This window comes from Idiomarina sp. ST20R2A10, from assembly GCF_051842345.1.
GTDB classification, from domain to species: Bacteria; Pseudomonadota; Gammaproteobacteria; order Enterobacterales; family Alteromonadaceae; genus Idiomarina; species Idiomarina loihiensis.
The window spans coordinates 159,066-174,176 of sequence record NZ_JBNIEY010000002.1 but is presented as its reverse complement, the minus strand read 5'-3'; the positions used below and the strand labels follow the sequence as shown (position 1 = coordinate 174,176).

Annotated in this window: 15 protein-coding genes and 1 other RNA gene; 10 read left to right on the top strand and 6 right to left on the bottom strand. The window is 49.8% G+C overall.

Annotation, left to right across the window (positions count from 1 at the left end; all coding sequences use genetic code 11):
- Positions 1-18 precede the first annotated feature (18 nt).
- The 3 genes from pstA to phoU are packed head-to-tail and all read left to right on the top strand — an operon-like array spanning position 19 to position 3,282.
- The gene (gene pstA, locus ACP7H9_RS05010) at positions 19-1,674 is read left to right on the top strand and encodes a phosphate ABC transporter permease PstA (RefSeq protein ID WP_439222302.1); all 1,656 of its coding nucleotides are present in this window, start codon (positions 19-21) and stop codon (positions 1,672-1,674) included.
- A gap of 59 nt (positions 1,675-1,733) precedes the next feature.
- Entirely contained in the window at positions 1,734-2,552 is an 819-nt protein-coding gene (pstB, locus tag ACP7H9_RS05005; protein WP_034822279.1) for a phosphate ABC transporter ATP-binding protein PstB, read from the top strand.
- A gap of 10 nt (positions 2,553-2,562) precedes the next feature.
- A complete protein-coding gene (phoU, locus tag ACP7H9_RS05000; RefSeq protein ID WP_034822281.1) occupies positions 2,563-3,282 on the top strand; it encodes a phosphate signaling complex protein PhoU in 720 nt (239 codons plus the stop codon).
- Here phoU and serA read toward each other — a convergent pair.
- From serA to ACP7H9_RS04985, 3 genes are all read right to left on the bottom strand, one after another.
- Complete coding sequence (gene serA, locus ACP7H9_RS04995) at positions 3,279-4,505, bottom strand: phosphoglycerate dehydrogenase (RefSeq protein WP_011235332.1); 1,227 nt, start codon at positions 4,503-4,505, stop codon at positions 3,279-3,281. The genes phoU and serA overlap by 4 nt on opposite strands.
- Entirely contained in the window at positions 4,505-5,176 is a 672-nt protein-coding gene (gene rpiA, locus ACP7H9_RS04990; RefSeq protein ID WP_011235331.1) for a ribose-5-phosphate isomerase RpiA, read from the bottom strand. The genes serA and rpiA overlap by 1 nt, the downstream gene beginning before the upstream one ends.
- A gap of 73 nt (positions 5,177-5,249) precedes the next feature.
- Positions 5,250-5,837, bottom strand: a complete 588-nt coding sequence (locus tag ACP7H9_RS04985) for a 5-formyltetrahydrofolate cyclo-ligase (RefSeq protein WP_439222301.1) — start codon at positions 5,835-5,837, stop codon at positions 5,250-5,252.
- Between the two features lie 50 nt (positions 5,838-5,887).
- On the opposite strand from ACP7H9_RS04985, the gene ACP7H9_RS04980 reads away from it, so the two are divergent.
- The gene (locus tag ACP7H9_RS04980; RefSeq protein WP_439222300.1) at positions 5,888-7,459 is read left to right on the top strand and encodes an amidohydrolase family protein; all 1,572 of its coding nucleotides are present in this window, start codon (positions 5,888-5,890) and stop codon (positions 7,457-7,459) included.
- A gap of 3 nt (positions 7,460-7,462) precedes the next feature.
- On the opposite strand, the gene ssrS is transcribed toward ACP7H9_RS04980, so the two are convergent.
- Positions 7,463-7,647: non-coding RNA, 6S RNA (ssrS, locus tag ACP7H9_RS04975), on the bottom strand.
- Between the two features lie 36 nt (positions 7,648-7,683).
- Positions 7,684-7,995 carry a cell division protein ZapA gene (gene zapA / locus ACP7H9_RS04970; protein ID WP_011235328.1) on the bottom strand — a complete coding sequence of 104 codons (312 nt, stop codon included), beginning with the start codon at positions 7,993-7,995 and terminating at the stop codon, positions 7,684-7,686.
- Positions 7,996-8,128: 133 nt separating this feature from the next.
- Here zapA and ACP7H9_RS04965 point away from each other — a divergent pair, with 133 nt between their 5' ends.
- Genes ACP7H9_RS04965 through ACP7H9_RS04950 form a run of 4 tightly spaced genes read left to right on the top strand, consistent with a single transcriptional unit; the run spans position 8,129 to position 12,368 of the window.
- Entirely contained in the window at positions 8,129-8,695 is a 567-nt protein-coding gene (locus ACP7H9_RS04965; protein ID WP_011235327.1) for a UPF0149 family protein, read from the top strand.
- A 24-nt stretch (positions 8,696-8,719) separates the two neighbouring features.
- The gene (pepP, locus tag ACP7H9_RS04960; protein WP_439222299.1) at positions 8,720-10,042 is read left to right on the top strand and encodes a Xaa-Pro aminopeptidase; all 1,323 of its coding nucleotides are present in this window, start codon (positions 8,720-8,722) and stop codon (positions 10,040-10,042) included.
- On the top strand, positions 10,024-11,190 hold the full coding sequence (gene ubiH, locus ACP7H9_RS04955; RefSeq protein ID WP_439222298.1) for a 2-octaprenyl-6-methoxyphenyl hydroxylase: 1,167 nt from the start codon (positions 10,024-10,026) through the stop codon (positions 11,188-11,190). The genes pepP and ubiH overlap by 19 nt, the downstream gene beginning before the upstream one ends.
- The gene (locus tag ACP7H9_RS04950) at positions 11,187-12,368 is read left to right on the top strand and encodes an FAD-dependent oxidoreductase (RefSeq protein ID WP_439222297.1); all 1,182 of its coding nucleotides are present in this window, start codon (positions 11,187-11,189) and stop codon (positions 12,366-12,368) included. Before ubiH ends, ACP7H9_RS04950 begins: the two co-directional genes overlap by 4 nt.
- Positions 12,369-12,542: 174 nt before the next feature.
- Here ACP7H9_RS04950 and ACP7H9_RS04945 read toward each other — a convergent pair whose 3' ends face one another.
- Complete coding sequence (locus ACP7H9_RS04945) at positions 12,543-13,385, bottom strand: LysR family transcriptional regulator (RefSeq protein ID WP_011235323.1); 843 nt, start codon at positions 13,383-13,385, stop codon at positions 12,543-12,545.
- A gap of 141 nt (positions 13,386-13,526) precedes the next feature.
- Between ACP7H9_RS04945 and gcvT the strand changes: the two genes are divergently transcribed.
- Positions 13,527-14,606, top strand: a complete 1,080-nt coding sequence (gene gcvT / locus ACP7H9_RS04940; protein ID WP_110014100.1) for a glycine cleavage system aminomethyltransferase GcvT — start codon at positions 13,527-13,529, stop codon at positions 14,604-14,606.
- A gap of 50 nt (positions 14,607-14,656) precedes the next feature.
- Positions 14,657-15,046, top strand: a complete 390-nt coding sequence (gene gcvH / locus ACP7H9_RS04935; protein ID WP_011235321.1) for a glycine cleavage system protein GcvH — start codon at positions 14,657-14,659, stop codon at positions 15,044-15,046.
- Positions 15,047-15,111: the final 65 nt, after the last annotated feature.

The following is a 15,111-nucleotide window of genomic DNA, read 5'->3' as shown; positions in this document are numbered from 1 at the left end:
GAACAGAGGTTTATAGCAATGAATACATGGTTTAAATCCGGAAAGCCCTGGATCTGGTTAACCGCCGGCTCGGTCAGTATCAGCCTGATAGCCGTTATTGGACTGGTACTTATGATTGGCTGGCGCGGGCTGTCATTTTTCTGGCCTTCAGCTATTCACGAAATGTCTATTGAACAGGCTGATGGTTCAACGCGTACCTTAATCGGCGAAGTTTATGAAAGCGAGTCGGTGCCAATTTCACGAGTCAGTGACTCGGGCACTATCATGAACGAGTACGAGGGCGAAGAAGTGACTCGTTACCTAATGAAAATTGGTAACCGCGAGTACGTGCCTCTGGACTTTGCCTGGGTGTTAGGGCCGGCTATTCGCGCTGACGAAACACCAGCTGACCTGGCCGTTATTGAGCGAACCAAAGACGGAAACTTTTATGGTTACCCGGTTGCGATTGAGCAGCAGGGGGAGCGAGTTGCGACACAAGGCAACTTGCGTGAAGAGCTGTTTCAACGCATGGAACGAGCGGTAGAGCTTAATGAAGAAGCCATGGCGCTGCAGGAAGGCGAAATAGGTGCGGTTAATTACAAACTAAACCAGCTCAATCTTGAGAGCCGCAGTCTTGAGCTTGAGGGGAACTTAACTCAGGAAGCCATGGACGACATTGAACGTCGTCGCGAAGAACTGCATAACGAGTATCTTGAATATGAAAAAGAGCTGTTTGCACTGCGCGATAAAGCGGGTCGCGATTCACTGATTATGCGCGACATGCGTGGTGAGGAAATAAAAGTACCTATGTATCAGGTGCTGGATGTGAACTTCCCTAACGACATGGGTTTTTTCTCAAAAATAGGGCATTTCTTCCAGCAAATTGGTAAGTTTGTATCTGAACCTCCGCGTGAAGCCAATACCGAGGGCGGTGTATTCCCGGCAATTTTCGGTACCGTTTTTATGGTGCTGTTAATGTCGATTATTGTGACGCCCTTTGGTGTTATTGCGGCTGTTTACTTGCACGAGTACGCGGGTAAAAACGCCGTGACCAAGCTGATTCGTATAGCGGTTATCAACCTCGCGGGTGTGCCATCTATTGTTTATGGTGTGTTTGGTTTAGGTTTCTTTGTTTACATGGTGGGCGGTAGCCTCGACCAGGTATTCTATCCGGAAGCCTTACCCAGCCCGACATTTGGTACACCTGGCGTTCTGTGGTCTGCGGTAACTCTGGCTATTCTGACGCTACCGGTGGTGATTGTATCGACCGAAGAAGGTTTGTCCCGTATTCCACCGTCGTTGCGCGAAGGCAGTTTGTCTTTAGGTGCTACTAAGTGGGAAACCATTTGGCGCATTGTTCTGCCCATGGCATCTCCGGCTATTATGACCGGTTTGATCCTGGCCGTTGCCCGTGCCGCAGGTGAAGTTGCACCATTGATGCTGGTGGGTGTGGTTAAGTCGGCGCCTATGTTGCCGCTGGACGGAAACTTTCCTTACTTCCATCTGGACAGAAAATTTATGCATCTGGGCTTTCATATATACGACGTAGGCTTCCAGAGCCCGAACGTCGAGGCTGCCCGGCCGCTGGTTTACGCTACGTCTTTCTTGCTGATAACCGTTATTGTCGGTTTGAACTTAACAGCCATTGGCGTACGTAACCACTTACGTGAAAAATACCGCTCACTTGAGCACTAATGTTGAACGCGACAGTTGAACACGACAGTTTTGATGAATTAGCGAAAAGGTCTGAACTTATGATTTCGGTAAATCCGAGTACAAGCAACTTAGAAAAGCTGGACTTACACAACTTGCCAGCAGAACAGACTGCTTTAGATATTAAAAACCTGGATCTTTACTACGGTGAAGATCAGGCGTTGTATGACATTTCTATGCGCATTCCGAATAACCGCGTAACCGCGTTTATCGGGCCATCGGGTTGTGGTAAGTCAACGCTTCTGCGCTGCATTAACCGCATGAACGACTTGGTTGAAATTTGTCGTATTGAAGGTCAGATTGATATGCACGGCCACAATATTTACGACAAGAATGTTGATGTAGCAGCGCTGCGTCGTCGTGTTGGTATGGTGTTTCAGCGCCCGAACCCGTTTCCTAAGTCTATTTATGAGAATGTGGTTTATGGTCTACGCTTACAGGGTGTAAAAGACAAACGGGTGCTGGACGAAGCGGTAGAAACGTCACTGCGTGGCGCAGCCTTATGGGACGAAGTAAAAGACCGCCTAAACGCCAGTGCGTTCAGTTTGTCAGGTGGTCAGCAGCAACGTCTGGTTATTGCGCGTTCTATTGCCATTGAGCCGGAAATTCTGTTGCTGGACGAACCAACGTCAGCTTTGGATCCTATTTCGACTTTGACCATTGAAGAATTGATCACCGATTTGAAAGACAAATATACCGTGGTAATTGTTACGCATAACATGCAGCAGGCCGCGCGCGTTTCAGACCAGACAGCGTTTTTGTATATGGGTAAACTGATTGAGTACGCCGATACTGATACTCTGTTTACGACCCCGTCTGAGAAGCAAACAGAAGATTATATTACCGGTCGTTACGGTTAAGGAGAGTGTCATGGATAAGATGAATATGAACAAGCACATTTCCGGCAAGTTCAACGAGGAACTTGAGGCTGTGCGTAACCGTGTATTGAGCATGGGTGGCCTGGTTGAAAAGCAATTACAGGATTCACTTTTAGCAATTCAAAAAGGCGACGCCGAGCTGGCCGAAAAAGTGCTGAGCAGTGACCACAAAGTCAATAAGCTGGAAGTGCAGATTGACGAAGAGTGCGTACATATTATTGCTAAACGTCAGCCCGCTGCCAGTGACTTGCGTCTGGTTATTGCTATTATCAAAACCATTGCTGATTTAGAGCGTATTGGCGACGAAGCCGAGCGCATTGCTAAGGTTGCGAAAGAAAGCTTCAACAACGACCAGCAACAGCTGTTGGTGAGTCTGGAAAACCTTGGGCAACAAGTATTAAGCATGTTGCATAAAGTTCTGGATGCTTTCGCGCGCATGGATCTTGAATCGGCTTACGACGTGCATCAGCAGGACGAACAGGCTGACCGTCAATATGAAGCGCTGACACGCCAGCTTATGACTTACATGATGGAAGACTCTCGTTCTATTCCAAAAATCATGAATGTTCTATGGTCTGCACGTTCTTTAGAGCGTATTGGTGACCGTTGTCAGAACATTGCCGAGTACATTATCTTCTTTGTGAAAGGCAAAGACGTGCGCCATGTCTCACCAGAGAGCATGGAACGCACGGTTATGGGTAAAAAAGACTAGAATAAGCGCCGGGCGCGAATCGTGCCCGGAATGTCTTTCAGTTGCTGCAATACATCGGCACCGTTATCGCTGTCGATGTCCATCACTACGTAGCCAACGTTCTCATCCGTTTGTAAGTACTGACCTACCACGTTAATTTCGTTGTCACTAATAATGCGGTTAATGGCGTTTAGCATACCCGGCTGGTTTTTATGAATATGCAGCAGGCGCTGCGCTGTTGCGTGTGTCGGCAGGCTAACTTCAGGGAAGTTCACCGCAGACAGGGTTGATCCGTTATCGGAATAGCGCACCAGTTTTCCGGCCACTTCAACGCCAATATTTTCCTGAGCTTCTAAGGTTGAGCCACCAATGTGGGGGGTTAACAGGCAGTTTTTCAGGCCGCGCAAAGGCGACAGAAATTCATCGCTGTTGCCTTTGGGTTCAACCGGAAACACATCAATAGCCGCGCCGGCCAGATGCCGTGACGACAAGGCTTCGGCAAGAGCGTCGATATCCACAACCGTTCCGCGCGACGCGTTAATCAGCAGGCTACCGGGCTTCATACGCTCAATCTGACGACGACCGATCATCCACTGTGTCTGCTCATTTTCCGGCACGTGCAAAGTGATGATATCGGATTGTGCCAGTAAGTCATCCAACGTGGCTACCGACTGAGCATTGCCCATAGGCAGTTTGTCTTCAATATCAAAGTAACGAATGTGCATGCCCAACTGCTCGGCCAGAACACTGAGCTGACTGCCTATGTGGCCATAGCCGACGATGCCCAGTATTTTTCCGCGTGCCTCGTAAGACTGTTTGGCTGATTTAAGCCAGCCGCCTTCGTGGGCTACGGCATTTTTTTCCGGAATGCCGCGTAACAACATAATAATTTCGGCTAAAACCAGCTCAGCAACACTGCGGGTATTTGAAAATGGCGCATTAAAAACAATGACACCGTGCTTTTTTGCCGCTTCTAAGTCAACCTGATTGGTACCAATGCAGAAGCAACCTACGGCAATGAGCTTTTCGGCAGCGGCAAACACACGGTCGTTTAACTGGCTGCGCGAGCGTATACCCAGAATATGGGCGTCTTTAATTTTTTCGCACAGCTCGTCTTCGCTTAGCGAAGTCTGCAGTATTTCCAGATTATGATAGCCATGATGCCGAAATAGCTGAATGGCGCTTTCATGAACGCCTTCCAGCAGCAAAACTTTGATTTTGTCTTTTGCCAGGGATATCTGCATTAGCCACTTACCTTCAGGGTTTGAACTCCGTCTTCACGAGCAATTAAAGCGATATCAGCGCCGCGCTGGGCAAACAGCCCGTTAGTGACCACGCCGACAATATTATTCAGCTCAGCTTCAAGTTTCATTGGCTCCATAATATCGAAGTTATGCACATCGAGGATCCAGTTGCCGTTGTCGGTAGTAAAACCCTGACGCCACACCGGGTCGCCGCCCAGTTTCACAATTTCACGGGCAACGTAAGAGCGCGCCATAGGAATAACTTCAACCGGCACCGGGAATTGACCCAGGCGGCCAACCATTTTGCTTTCATCTGCAACGCAAACAAACTTCCTGGCTACTGCAGCAATAATTTTCTCGCGCGTTAATGCGCCACCGCCGCCTTTAACCATTTGACCGTGCTCAGTAATTTCGTCAGCACCGTCTACGTAAATGGGTACCTCCACAACCGAGTTAAGCTCAAACACTTCAATGCCGTGCGACTTCAGGCGCTCGGTTGAGGCTTCAGAGCTAGATACCGCGCCTTCTATGTCATGCTTTCGTTCGGCTAGTGCATCGATAAAAAAGTTTACCGTAGAGCCCGTGCCGACTCCGACCACAGTGCCGTCTTCAATGTATTGCATAGCAGCTTCTGCTGCCGCTTTTTTGAGTGCATCAGCGTTGCCTGACATGAGCGTTTTTCTCCGTTGGTTTTTTATGCGTCAGTATAAGGAATTTGTTGGTTTTTATCGACGTTTCTTTGCTTCAGAAACGCCAGTGTTTTGCCGGTGTTATCACTTCCGGCAATGGAATGTCCCAGCTCTCGACAGGAATGCTTTGAACCAGTTGTTCGTTATAGCTTAACCCTACGGGTGATAAGTTGGGTTGATAACCGTTATGCCATTGAGCCAAAGTGCGATCATAATAGCCGCCGCCCATACCCAGCCGGTTACCGTTTTGATCGAATCCGACAAGAGGCATCAGCAGTATCTGAATGTTCGATAGCGGCACCACATTCTGTACGTTTAATTCAGGTTCCTGAATACCGTACTTGTTGAGCGTCATTGGGGTATCAGGAGTATAGCGTAAAAACAGCAAATGACCTTTAGCAAAAGGGTGAAGCACCGGCAAAACGGTGTTAAACCCCAGTTGCCACAGTGTTTCAATAACGGGAAAGGTCGGCAGTTCACCGTCAAAACTTTTATATACGGCTACTGTGGTTTGTTCTGGTTGCAGATGACTTAAACGCTGTTGCAGTCTGTTGGCAACCTCGCGCGCCGCCGTCTGTTGCTGTTCGGCGGGTAAATTGCGGCGAATCTGCTGTAACTTGCGTCTAAGGTTCTGTCGAGTCATGCTAGAGTCTGCTTTTAGAAAAACGCTGAAGAATGGTCTGAGGATAACCGATGAAAACAATAAAAACGATAGCTTTAGCCATGGTCGCCATGGCTTTTACGGTTGCAGCCTATGCTGTGCAAGCGCCACCTAAAGCCCCGGAACGTGACCGCGGCGAAGGTCCATACGAACGCCTTATTTTGCGTGGCGGTACCTTAATTAACGGTGAAGGTGCGCCGCCATTTGGCCCGGTGGATATTGTCATTGAGAAAGACCGTATCGTGAATATTGTCAGCGTGGGTAACCCAGGCGTGCCAATTAAGCCGGAAGGGCGGCCCGAAGCGGGCGCTAACGACAAAGAACTGGATGTCAGCGGCAAATACATTCTGCCCGGCTTTGTCGATATGCACGCGCACATTGGCGGATCGGCAAAGGGCATTCCGGCGGAATACGTGCTGAAGCTATGGTTAGGACATGGCATTACCACCATTCGTGAGCCGGGCAGCTTTAACGGTCTGGACTGGGTTCAGTGGCATGAAGAACGCGCTGCGGACAACCGCATTACGTCGCCGCGAATTATTCCCTACGTTGGTTTTGGACAAGGCTGGGATAAGCCCATTTATAATGGCGAACAGGCACGCGAGTGGGTTCGTTATATTAAAGACCAGGGCGCAAAAGGCATTAAGTTTTTCGGTGCTTCGCGTAAGGTGATGGAAGCGGCGCTGGACGAAGCCAACAAGCAGGGCTTAGGCACTATGATGCACCACGCTCAACTGAATGTGATGTCAATGAACGCATTAGATTCAGCACGCTCAGGCTTAACCTCAATGGAGCATTGGTATGGCTTGCCGGAGGCTTTGTTTGAAGAGCAACGCGTGCAGGACTACCCGGCAGATTATAATTACAACAACGAGCAAAACCGTTTTGAAGAAGCAGGGCGTTTGTGGAAGCAGGCGGCAGAGCCGGGCTCAGAAAAATGGAATTCGGTGCGTGACGAGCTCATTGAACTGGATTTTACCATCAACCCCACCTTAACCATTTACGAAGCCTCGCGTGACTTAATGCGTGAGCGTCAGGCCATTTGGCACGACGAATATACTCTGCCACGGTTATGGGACTTTTTTGAACCCAGCCGCTATGCGCATGGTTCGTACTGGTTTGACTGGACCACCGATAACGAAATTGCCTGGAAAAAGAATTACCAGAAGTGGATGGCCTTCTTAAAAGATTACCACGCCAACGGCGGTCGCATCACGGTGGGTTCTGACGCCGGGTATATCTACAAAATTTACGGCTTTGGCTACATTCGCGAGCTGGAATTACTGCGCGAAGCGGGTCTAAACGCGTTGGAGGTTATTCATGCTGCCAGCCTGGCAGGTGCCGAAGCACTGAATATGGAAGACGACATTGGTTCAGTGGCCATTGGTAAAAAAGCCGATATGGTCATTGTGAACGAAAACCCGATGGACAACTTTAAAGTGCTGTATGGCACCGGGCATTTTAAACTGGATGATAATAATCAGCCAATGCGTACCGAAGGTATTCAGTATACCATTAAAGACGGTATTATTTTCGATGCTCAGCAACTGTTGCAGGACGTTAAAGCCATTGTTGCTGAAGAAAAGGCGGATCGCCAAAAATGAGGGTGGCTTCCCAAGGTGCCGCTGCTGGCTGTAGCCCTTGAACCCATTGGTTCAAGGCGGGGAGCAAATGGTATCTGCCGTAGGCTTCCCGGTTCAAGCCGGGCTTGCACATGGCAGGCCAGTGATCCCCTTTTAATACAAGCATCGGCTCAGGGACATAAGCCTGCTGGCAAACACCCCAGGAAACCGCAAAAAGGGTTTACAATGTTGCTTTAGCTTAACCGTTAACGGTTACGTTGTGAGCGTTGCTCACTCATAGCCTGTTCAATGGTTGCCTGAAGCAACTGAATTTTCTCTTCCAGTTTAGCAGTTTTTGCAGACTGTTCATTTTGATCCTGAATCCATTCATGACACAAATTCAGGGCTGTCATTACTGCTATCTGTTCCACATTGGTCAGTTGGGTCCGTTCCTTGGTTTCTTCAAGTCTTTCATTAAGCGCATCCGCCGCTTGCTGTAACGCACTCTCCTGCCCAATGGGACAAGCGACCTTGTAATTACGTTCCAGCAATTTTATATCCATGGTTTTTGCGGTCATTCAAAGACTCCTTGCAACTGACTCAACAGCGTTGATAACGGCATTATGGCATGAGCTACCGGTGTTTGTCAGCTAGCGATTACGTAAAGCCAGTGTTAGGATTAGGGCAAGATTAACCAAAGGCAGAATGTGAATGTCGACACGTTTTAATTATGACCGTTTAGTTGAGCTATACGCACAATACGATATGACGCCAAGTGCGTCGGAAGTGCAGGGCATGTTAACCGGGCTAATAGCCACCGGTAGCGACGCCAAAAGCAATGAATTAATGATATTAATGTCAGACCTGGCATACGACGGCCAGGGCTTGCCCGTCGAGCTGGAAAACTTGCTGCAACAGCAGGCCGAAGAAATTGAACACTCGCTGGGCGACGAAGATTTAGGCTACCGTTTGTTATTACCTGAAGACACCACGCCGTTGTCTGACCGCTTAAGCGCACTGGCTGGCTGGGTTAACGCCTTTTTAGTTGGCTATGGTGTGAATCAGGAAAATATGACCAACTTAAGTGGTGACTTGAAAGAAGCCATTGAAGACATGGTCGAGCTGGCAAAAATAGAATTTACCGACGACGGTGATGAGGAAGAAGAACGAGCCTACACCGAAATTGTCGAGTATCTGCGTATTTCAGCCATGATGTGCTACACCGAGTTAGGCCGAAAAGAACAGCCCGCGAACCAGCCGCCTAAAACTTTACATTAATTACTGACGGAGTTGAGGTCGTTGATGAAAGACGTTATTCCGCAGGACGAATTTAACCAGCGCCGGCAGCAGTTACTGCAATTGTTGCCGCCAAATTCACTGGCACTGGTTGCAGCCAGCAGTGAAGTTACCCGTAGCAACGATACCGAGTTTCCGTTTCGGCAAAACAGCGACTTTTTCTACTTAACCGGTTTTAACGAACCGGACGCTGTATTGCTGCTGATCAACGACAGCAACCCGCGCAGTGTTTTATTCTGTCAGGACAAAGACCCGAAGCACGAAGTTTGGCACGGGTTGCGTCTGGGTTATGAAAATGCCGTTGAAGCCTTAGCTGTTGATAGCGCAGAAGACCTAGATACCTTGCCCGAGCGCTTACCCGAATTGTTGCAGGGCATTGAATCGGTTTTTTACCCCATGGGCGAAGACTCAATACTGGCCGAGTTAGTCAGCGAAGCTCGTGATGAAGTGAGTGTTAAAGCCAGACGAAGCGGCAAACTGGCACCTCAAAGCTTGTCTGATTTACGGCCTGACTTGGACGCCATGCGTTTAATTAAGTCAGCCGCAGAAATAGCGGTAATGAAAGAAGCGGCACGTATAAGTTCGGGAGCGTTTCGTCGCATTATGCGTTTTGTCGAAGACGGTAAGCACGAGTATCAGGTAGCGGCAGAGTTGCATCATGAGTTTGCTATGAACGGCGCTTTGCATCCGGCGTATGGCATTATTAGTGGCGGCGGTGCAAACGCCTGTATTTTGCATTACACCGACAACCGCGATGCTCTGCGCGACGGCGATTTACTGTTAGTGGATGCCGGTGCGGAATATCAGGGCTATGCCGCCGATATTACCCGCACCTTCCCGGTGAACGGGAAGTTTAATGAGCCGCAGAGCATACTTTACAATTTAGTTCTGAAAGCCCAGCAGGCTGCCTTTGCCGAAATAAAGCCCGGCAGCAATCTGGTTAAGGCAAGCGAAGCCGCAGCGCGGGTCATTAGCGACGGTCTGACGGAGCTTGGTATTTTAACCGGTGACGCCGAAGAGAACTTCAAAGAGCAGCGCTGGAAAACCTATTTTATTCACGGGTTAGGCCACTGGCTGGGTCTGGACGTTCACGATGTGGGGCGTTATCGCAACAGTGAAGGCGAGCCGGTTTCCTTTAAACCGGGCATGGTGCTGACGGTAGAGCCGGGCATTTATATTCCGGAAGACGCCGAGGTTGATGAAAAGTGGCGCGGCATTGGCATTCGTATAGAAGACGACATAGTGGTAACAGCCGATGGCTTTGACAACATGACCGCGGGCGTACCGAAAACCGTTGAAGAGATTGAAGAATGGATGAAAAGCCAGTAACTCAGGCTGATGTGGTTATAGCCGGAGGCAGCTTAGTGGGTGCCTTAACCGGCTTAATGCTGGCGCAGCAGCGGCCGGACTGGCGTATTGTGGTGTGTGAACCTCGCGCAGAAGGCCCGCCTGCTGACAAACGCATTATTGCGCTGGCAGCTGCCTCAGCAAAGCGGTTACAAAGCCTTGGTGCGCTCGATGGCATTGATACTACCCCAATAAAACACATTCATATTTCTGATCGTGGTTTTGCCGGCGCTGCGGAATTACACGCGGAGCATGAAAAAGTTGAGGCGCTGGGGCGCGTGGTTTCGGCTTCAGAGCTGGTCAATAACCTATACCTGAGTTGCCAGAAACAGCCTAATTTAAACTGGTTGTCCGGTGTGCGGCTGGAGTCGCTGAAACAGCAGCAGGATTACGTGGAACTCACTCTGGATAACGCGCAGAAATTACAGACTAAGTTGCTGATTGGCGCCGACGGCCAGAACTCGTTAGTGCGCGAACAGCTTGAATTAAAATCCGATACCTACGACTACGGTCAGTTTGGCTGCATTGCCACCTTAGACATGAAACAGCCCTTAGATGGCTGGGCGTTTGAGCGTTTTACCGAAGCCGGACCCATTGCTTTGTTACCCATGCAGAATTCGCAGGCCTCATTGGTGTGGAGCTTTACCGAAAAGCAGCGTGAAGCCGCCGAACAATGGTCAGATACTGAATTTTTGCACCGTTGTCAGCAGGCCTTTGGCTACCGCGCGGGCTTATTTACCGGGGTATCGAAGCGGGTTTTTTATCCGCTCATTTTACGCCGGGCTAAACGCTCAACCCATCACCGCAGTGTCATTATTGGTAACGCCTCGCATGCCTTACACCCAATAGCCGGGCAGGGGTTTAATCTGGGCCTGCGGGATACCGAAGTGTTGTGTGAATTACTGGCAACAACCGATGACCCCGGTCATTTCCGCGTTTTGCAAGGCTACGAGCAGAACCGCGAACGCGACTATCAGGCCATTATTAAGCTGACCGACGGCCTTGTGCGTGGTTTCTCCAACCATTATTTACCCACCGTTGTGGGTCGCAATAGTGCGCTGATGTTACTGCAGCATTGTTCGCCGCTGAAATCCGCCTTTGCACGCTTAACCATGGGGATGAAACCATGACCATGAAACGCAAAAAGTTAGATGTTGTGATTGTTGGTGGCGGTATGATTGGTCTGAGCCTGGCGATACGCCTGGCTCAACAGAACCGGCGAGTAATGGTGCTGGAAAGGCATTCGCAGCCTGAACTTTCTGACGAGCTGGCTTTACGGGTGAGCGCGTTGAATGATCGCAGTCGCAGCGTATTAAAAGACTGCGGTGCCTGGCCTTTAGTGCAGGAACACCGAAGCGGCCCCTACCAGAGCATGCAAGTGTGGGACAAAGACAGCCCGGCGCACATTGAGTTTTCAGCAAAGGAAATTAACGCCGAAGATCTAGGCGCTATAGTTGAAAACAACGTTGTTGAGCACTTTTTGTGGCAACGTGCGGAGCAGGCCGGTGTGGAGATATTACAGACGCAGCAGTGGACAATGGTTCACGGCGGCGATGAGTCTCACCCCGCGGAAATAGAAGTTGGTGAGTGGTTACTGTCAGCTGATCTAATAGTTGGAGCCGACGGTGGTCGCTCGAAAGTGCGTCAGTATGCTGAATTACCAATTTCCTTCTGGGACTACGGGCAGCAAGGAATTGTGGCGAACATTCGCACGGAACAACCGCATAATGGCGTGGCTCGTCAGGTATTTTTACCCACAGGGCCACTGGCGCTTCTGCCAACGCCTGACTCTCATACCGTTTCGATTGTTTGGTCTGCCGATGAAGATCTCGCCAGAAACTTACTTAATGAGCCGCCTGAGCGCTTTGCTAAACAGGTGGAAACAGAATCCGGTCGGGTATTAGGTGCCTGCGAGTGTGTGTCTGATATAAAAGCCTTCCCGCTTAGAATGCAGTATGCCCGCCAATGGTATCAGCATCGTATTGTTTTGGCTGGCGATGCGGCTCACACCATTCATCCGCTGGCCGGACAGGGCGCAAACTTAGGTTTTGGTGACGTGAAAGCCTTAACCGAGAAACTTGAGGGTGCGGATTTATCTTCACTGCAGCAAATGCACCGCTCGCTGAGTGCGTATCAGCGCGAGCGCAAAGCCGACACCCAGCTCATGATAGCGGCAATGGAAATGTTCAAACGCGGTTTCGGCACAGCAAACCCAGTAGTGAAAGGCTTACGCGCACTGGCCTTCGCACTGCCAAACAAACTGACCTTTTTAAAGCGCAAGCTAGCCGAAGTGGCTCTGGGGGCCTAGGTGGCGGTGGTTGCTACGTACTGGTCTGGGAGCCGCCCGTAAATACGTCCCTGTAGGGCTTGGGCAGCGCCATCCATGGCGCTGCACACTCCCTGACCAGTACGTACCAACCATAGGCGCCACCTATTCCGTAGCTCAGCTCTCGTAGCCTGACGTTCACGTCAGGTGAGATGTTCAAATCCGCGCTTTCAGGTAGTCGGCTAATTGAGAGGCAGCGCTTGAGGCACCGCCGGCCAGACGCATAATGACGTTTACAGAGCCGGGGTTGGGTAAGGGTTTGTTATCAGAAAAACTTTCCAATATGGGAATATCCTTCGGTACCGTACTTTTAGCCAGAACGGTAATGCCTAGTCCGCTGTTCAATGCTGCAGTCAGTCCCGAGAAGTCTGTATTGGTATAAGTGATACGATAAGGCTGATGCGCCCTTTGTAAGCTTTGTTCTGCCCTGCGACGATAAATACAGCCTTCAGGAGCAACTACCATAGGCCAGCCGGGTTGCTCTAATAAGCCAGGTAAGCCCACCCAAACCAGCTCTTCACGCTGAATTAAAACATCACTTTTATTGGTCTGTTCGCGCAGTGCCAGAATAATATCGAACTGCTGCCCTAGTCCGGACAGTAAGTCTTTACTCAACGCTGAAGTCACCTGCAGTGTCACCTGCGGGTAAACCTGAGCAAACTGACCCAGCACTTTTGGCAGCAGACTGGAAGCAAATTCACTGGTAATACCCAGCCGCACTTTACCGCTAACCTGTTGCGGCTCGAACTGTGCCCAGGCCTGATCATTCAGTGCCAACATTCGTTGCGCATAGTCAAACAGCACGTCACCGTCGGCGGTAAGGGCAAAGCCACTGCCCTGGCGGGTTAGCAGTTCAACGCCCAGTTGCTGCTCCAGTTTTTTAAGTTGCAGACTAATAGCCGGCTGAGAACGACCCATGCGTTCGCCGGCAAGTGTCATACTGCCCAGCTCAATCACCGCACTAAAACTGCGTAAGGCTTCTAAGGATAAATGTTTCATTGGTTCGCTTTATAAAGTCATTACTGGGTATTTGAAAAATTAATACCATTATAAGCATTATTGATTTTAAGTTTAAACGAATCACGCCTATAATTTGCGCCCATACACACGCACATAAAGTGAACAGAAAAGGAACACGGTATGGGTAGCAGAACGCCACTGTACGAAGCACACGTAAAAGCGGGTGCAAAGATGGTTGATTTTCATGGCTGGGACATGCCGCTGAACTACGGCTCACAAATTGAAGAGCACCATGCTGTACGCCGTGACTGCGGTGTTTTCGATGTGTCGCACATGACCATTGTTGACGTAGAAGGACCACAGGCTCAGGCGTTTTTGCGTTACCTGCTGGCTAATGATGTGGCCAAGCTGAAAACCGAAGGCAAAGCACAATACACCAGCATGCTGAATGAAAACGGCGGTGTTATTGACGACCTTATTGTGTATTTCTTCTCAGAAACCGCATACCGCATGGTCGTTAACTCAGCAACCCGTGACCGCGACCTGGCATGGATTGAAAAAGTTGCTGCCGATTTTGATGTCACCACCAAAGAGCGTGACGACATGGGTATGCTGGCTTTGCAGGGACCTAAAGCCGCTGACAAAATTCAAAACGTGTTAACCGCAGAGCAGTACGCAGACATTGACGGCATGAAGCCTTTTGTCGGCAAAGACGTTGGCGATTACTTTATTGCGACCACAGGTTACACCGGCGAAAAAGGCTACGAAATTGTGGTTCCGGCCGAGCAGCTTGAAGCCCTTTGGAATGACTTGCTAAAAGCCGATGTGGCTCCTTGTGGACTGGGCGCCCGTGATACACTGCGTTTAGAAGCTGGCATGAACCTGTATGGTCAGGACATGGATGAGAACATCACGCCGCTGGAAGCCAACATGGGCTGGAGCGTAGCGTTTGAACCGGCTGATCGCGACTTCATTGGTCGTAAAGCATTAGAGCAGAAAAAAGCTGAAGGTCACGACAAGTTAGTCGGCCTTGTGATGGAAGAGAAAGGTGTACTGCGTCACGGTCAAAAAGTAACCGTTGAGGGTGGCGAAGGTATCATCACTTCTGGTACATTCTCGCCTACACTTGGTTTCTCAGTTGCAATGGCTCGCGTTCCATCCAGTGTTGGTGATACAGCGGAAGTGGAAATGCGTAAAAAACAAATGCCGGTGAAGGTAGTTAAGCCAGGTTTCGTCAGAAACGGTCAATCTGTTTTATAATCGAACAAGATTCAATACATTCCGGGTACGCCGGTTAGAAGGAAAGTGAAATGAGCAATATTCCAGCAGATTTGAAATACGCATCAACTCACGAGTGGGTTCGTGACGAGGGCGATGGTACCTTTACAGTAGGTATCTCTGAGCACGCGCAGGAACTTCTTGGTGATATGGTGTTTGTTGAGTTACCTGACGTAGGTGACAAAGTGGCAACAGGCGACGACATTGCTGTAGCTGAATCTGTAAAAGCAGCGTCAGACATCTACGCACCAATGACCGGTGAAGTGGTTGCGATTAACGAAGACCTGGAAGATGCCCCTGAAACCGTTAACAACGACCCTTACGGTGACGGCTGGTTATTCCGTATAAAAGCAGATGACAGCAGCGAGCTGGACAACTTGCTGGACGCAAATACTTACGAGGCTTCAATCGACGAAGACTGAGGCCATTGGCGCATAGCACCAATGACACAGAGCGTCCTGAGCCCCGGAAATTAGCCGGGGTTCAT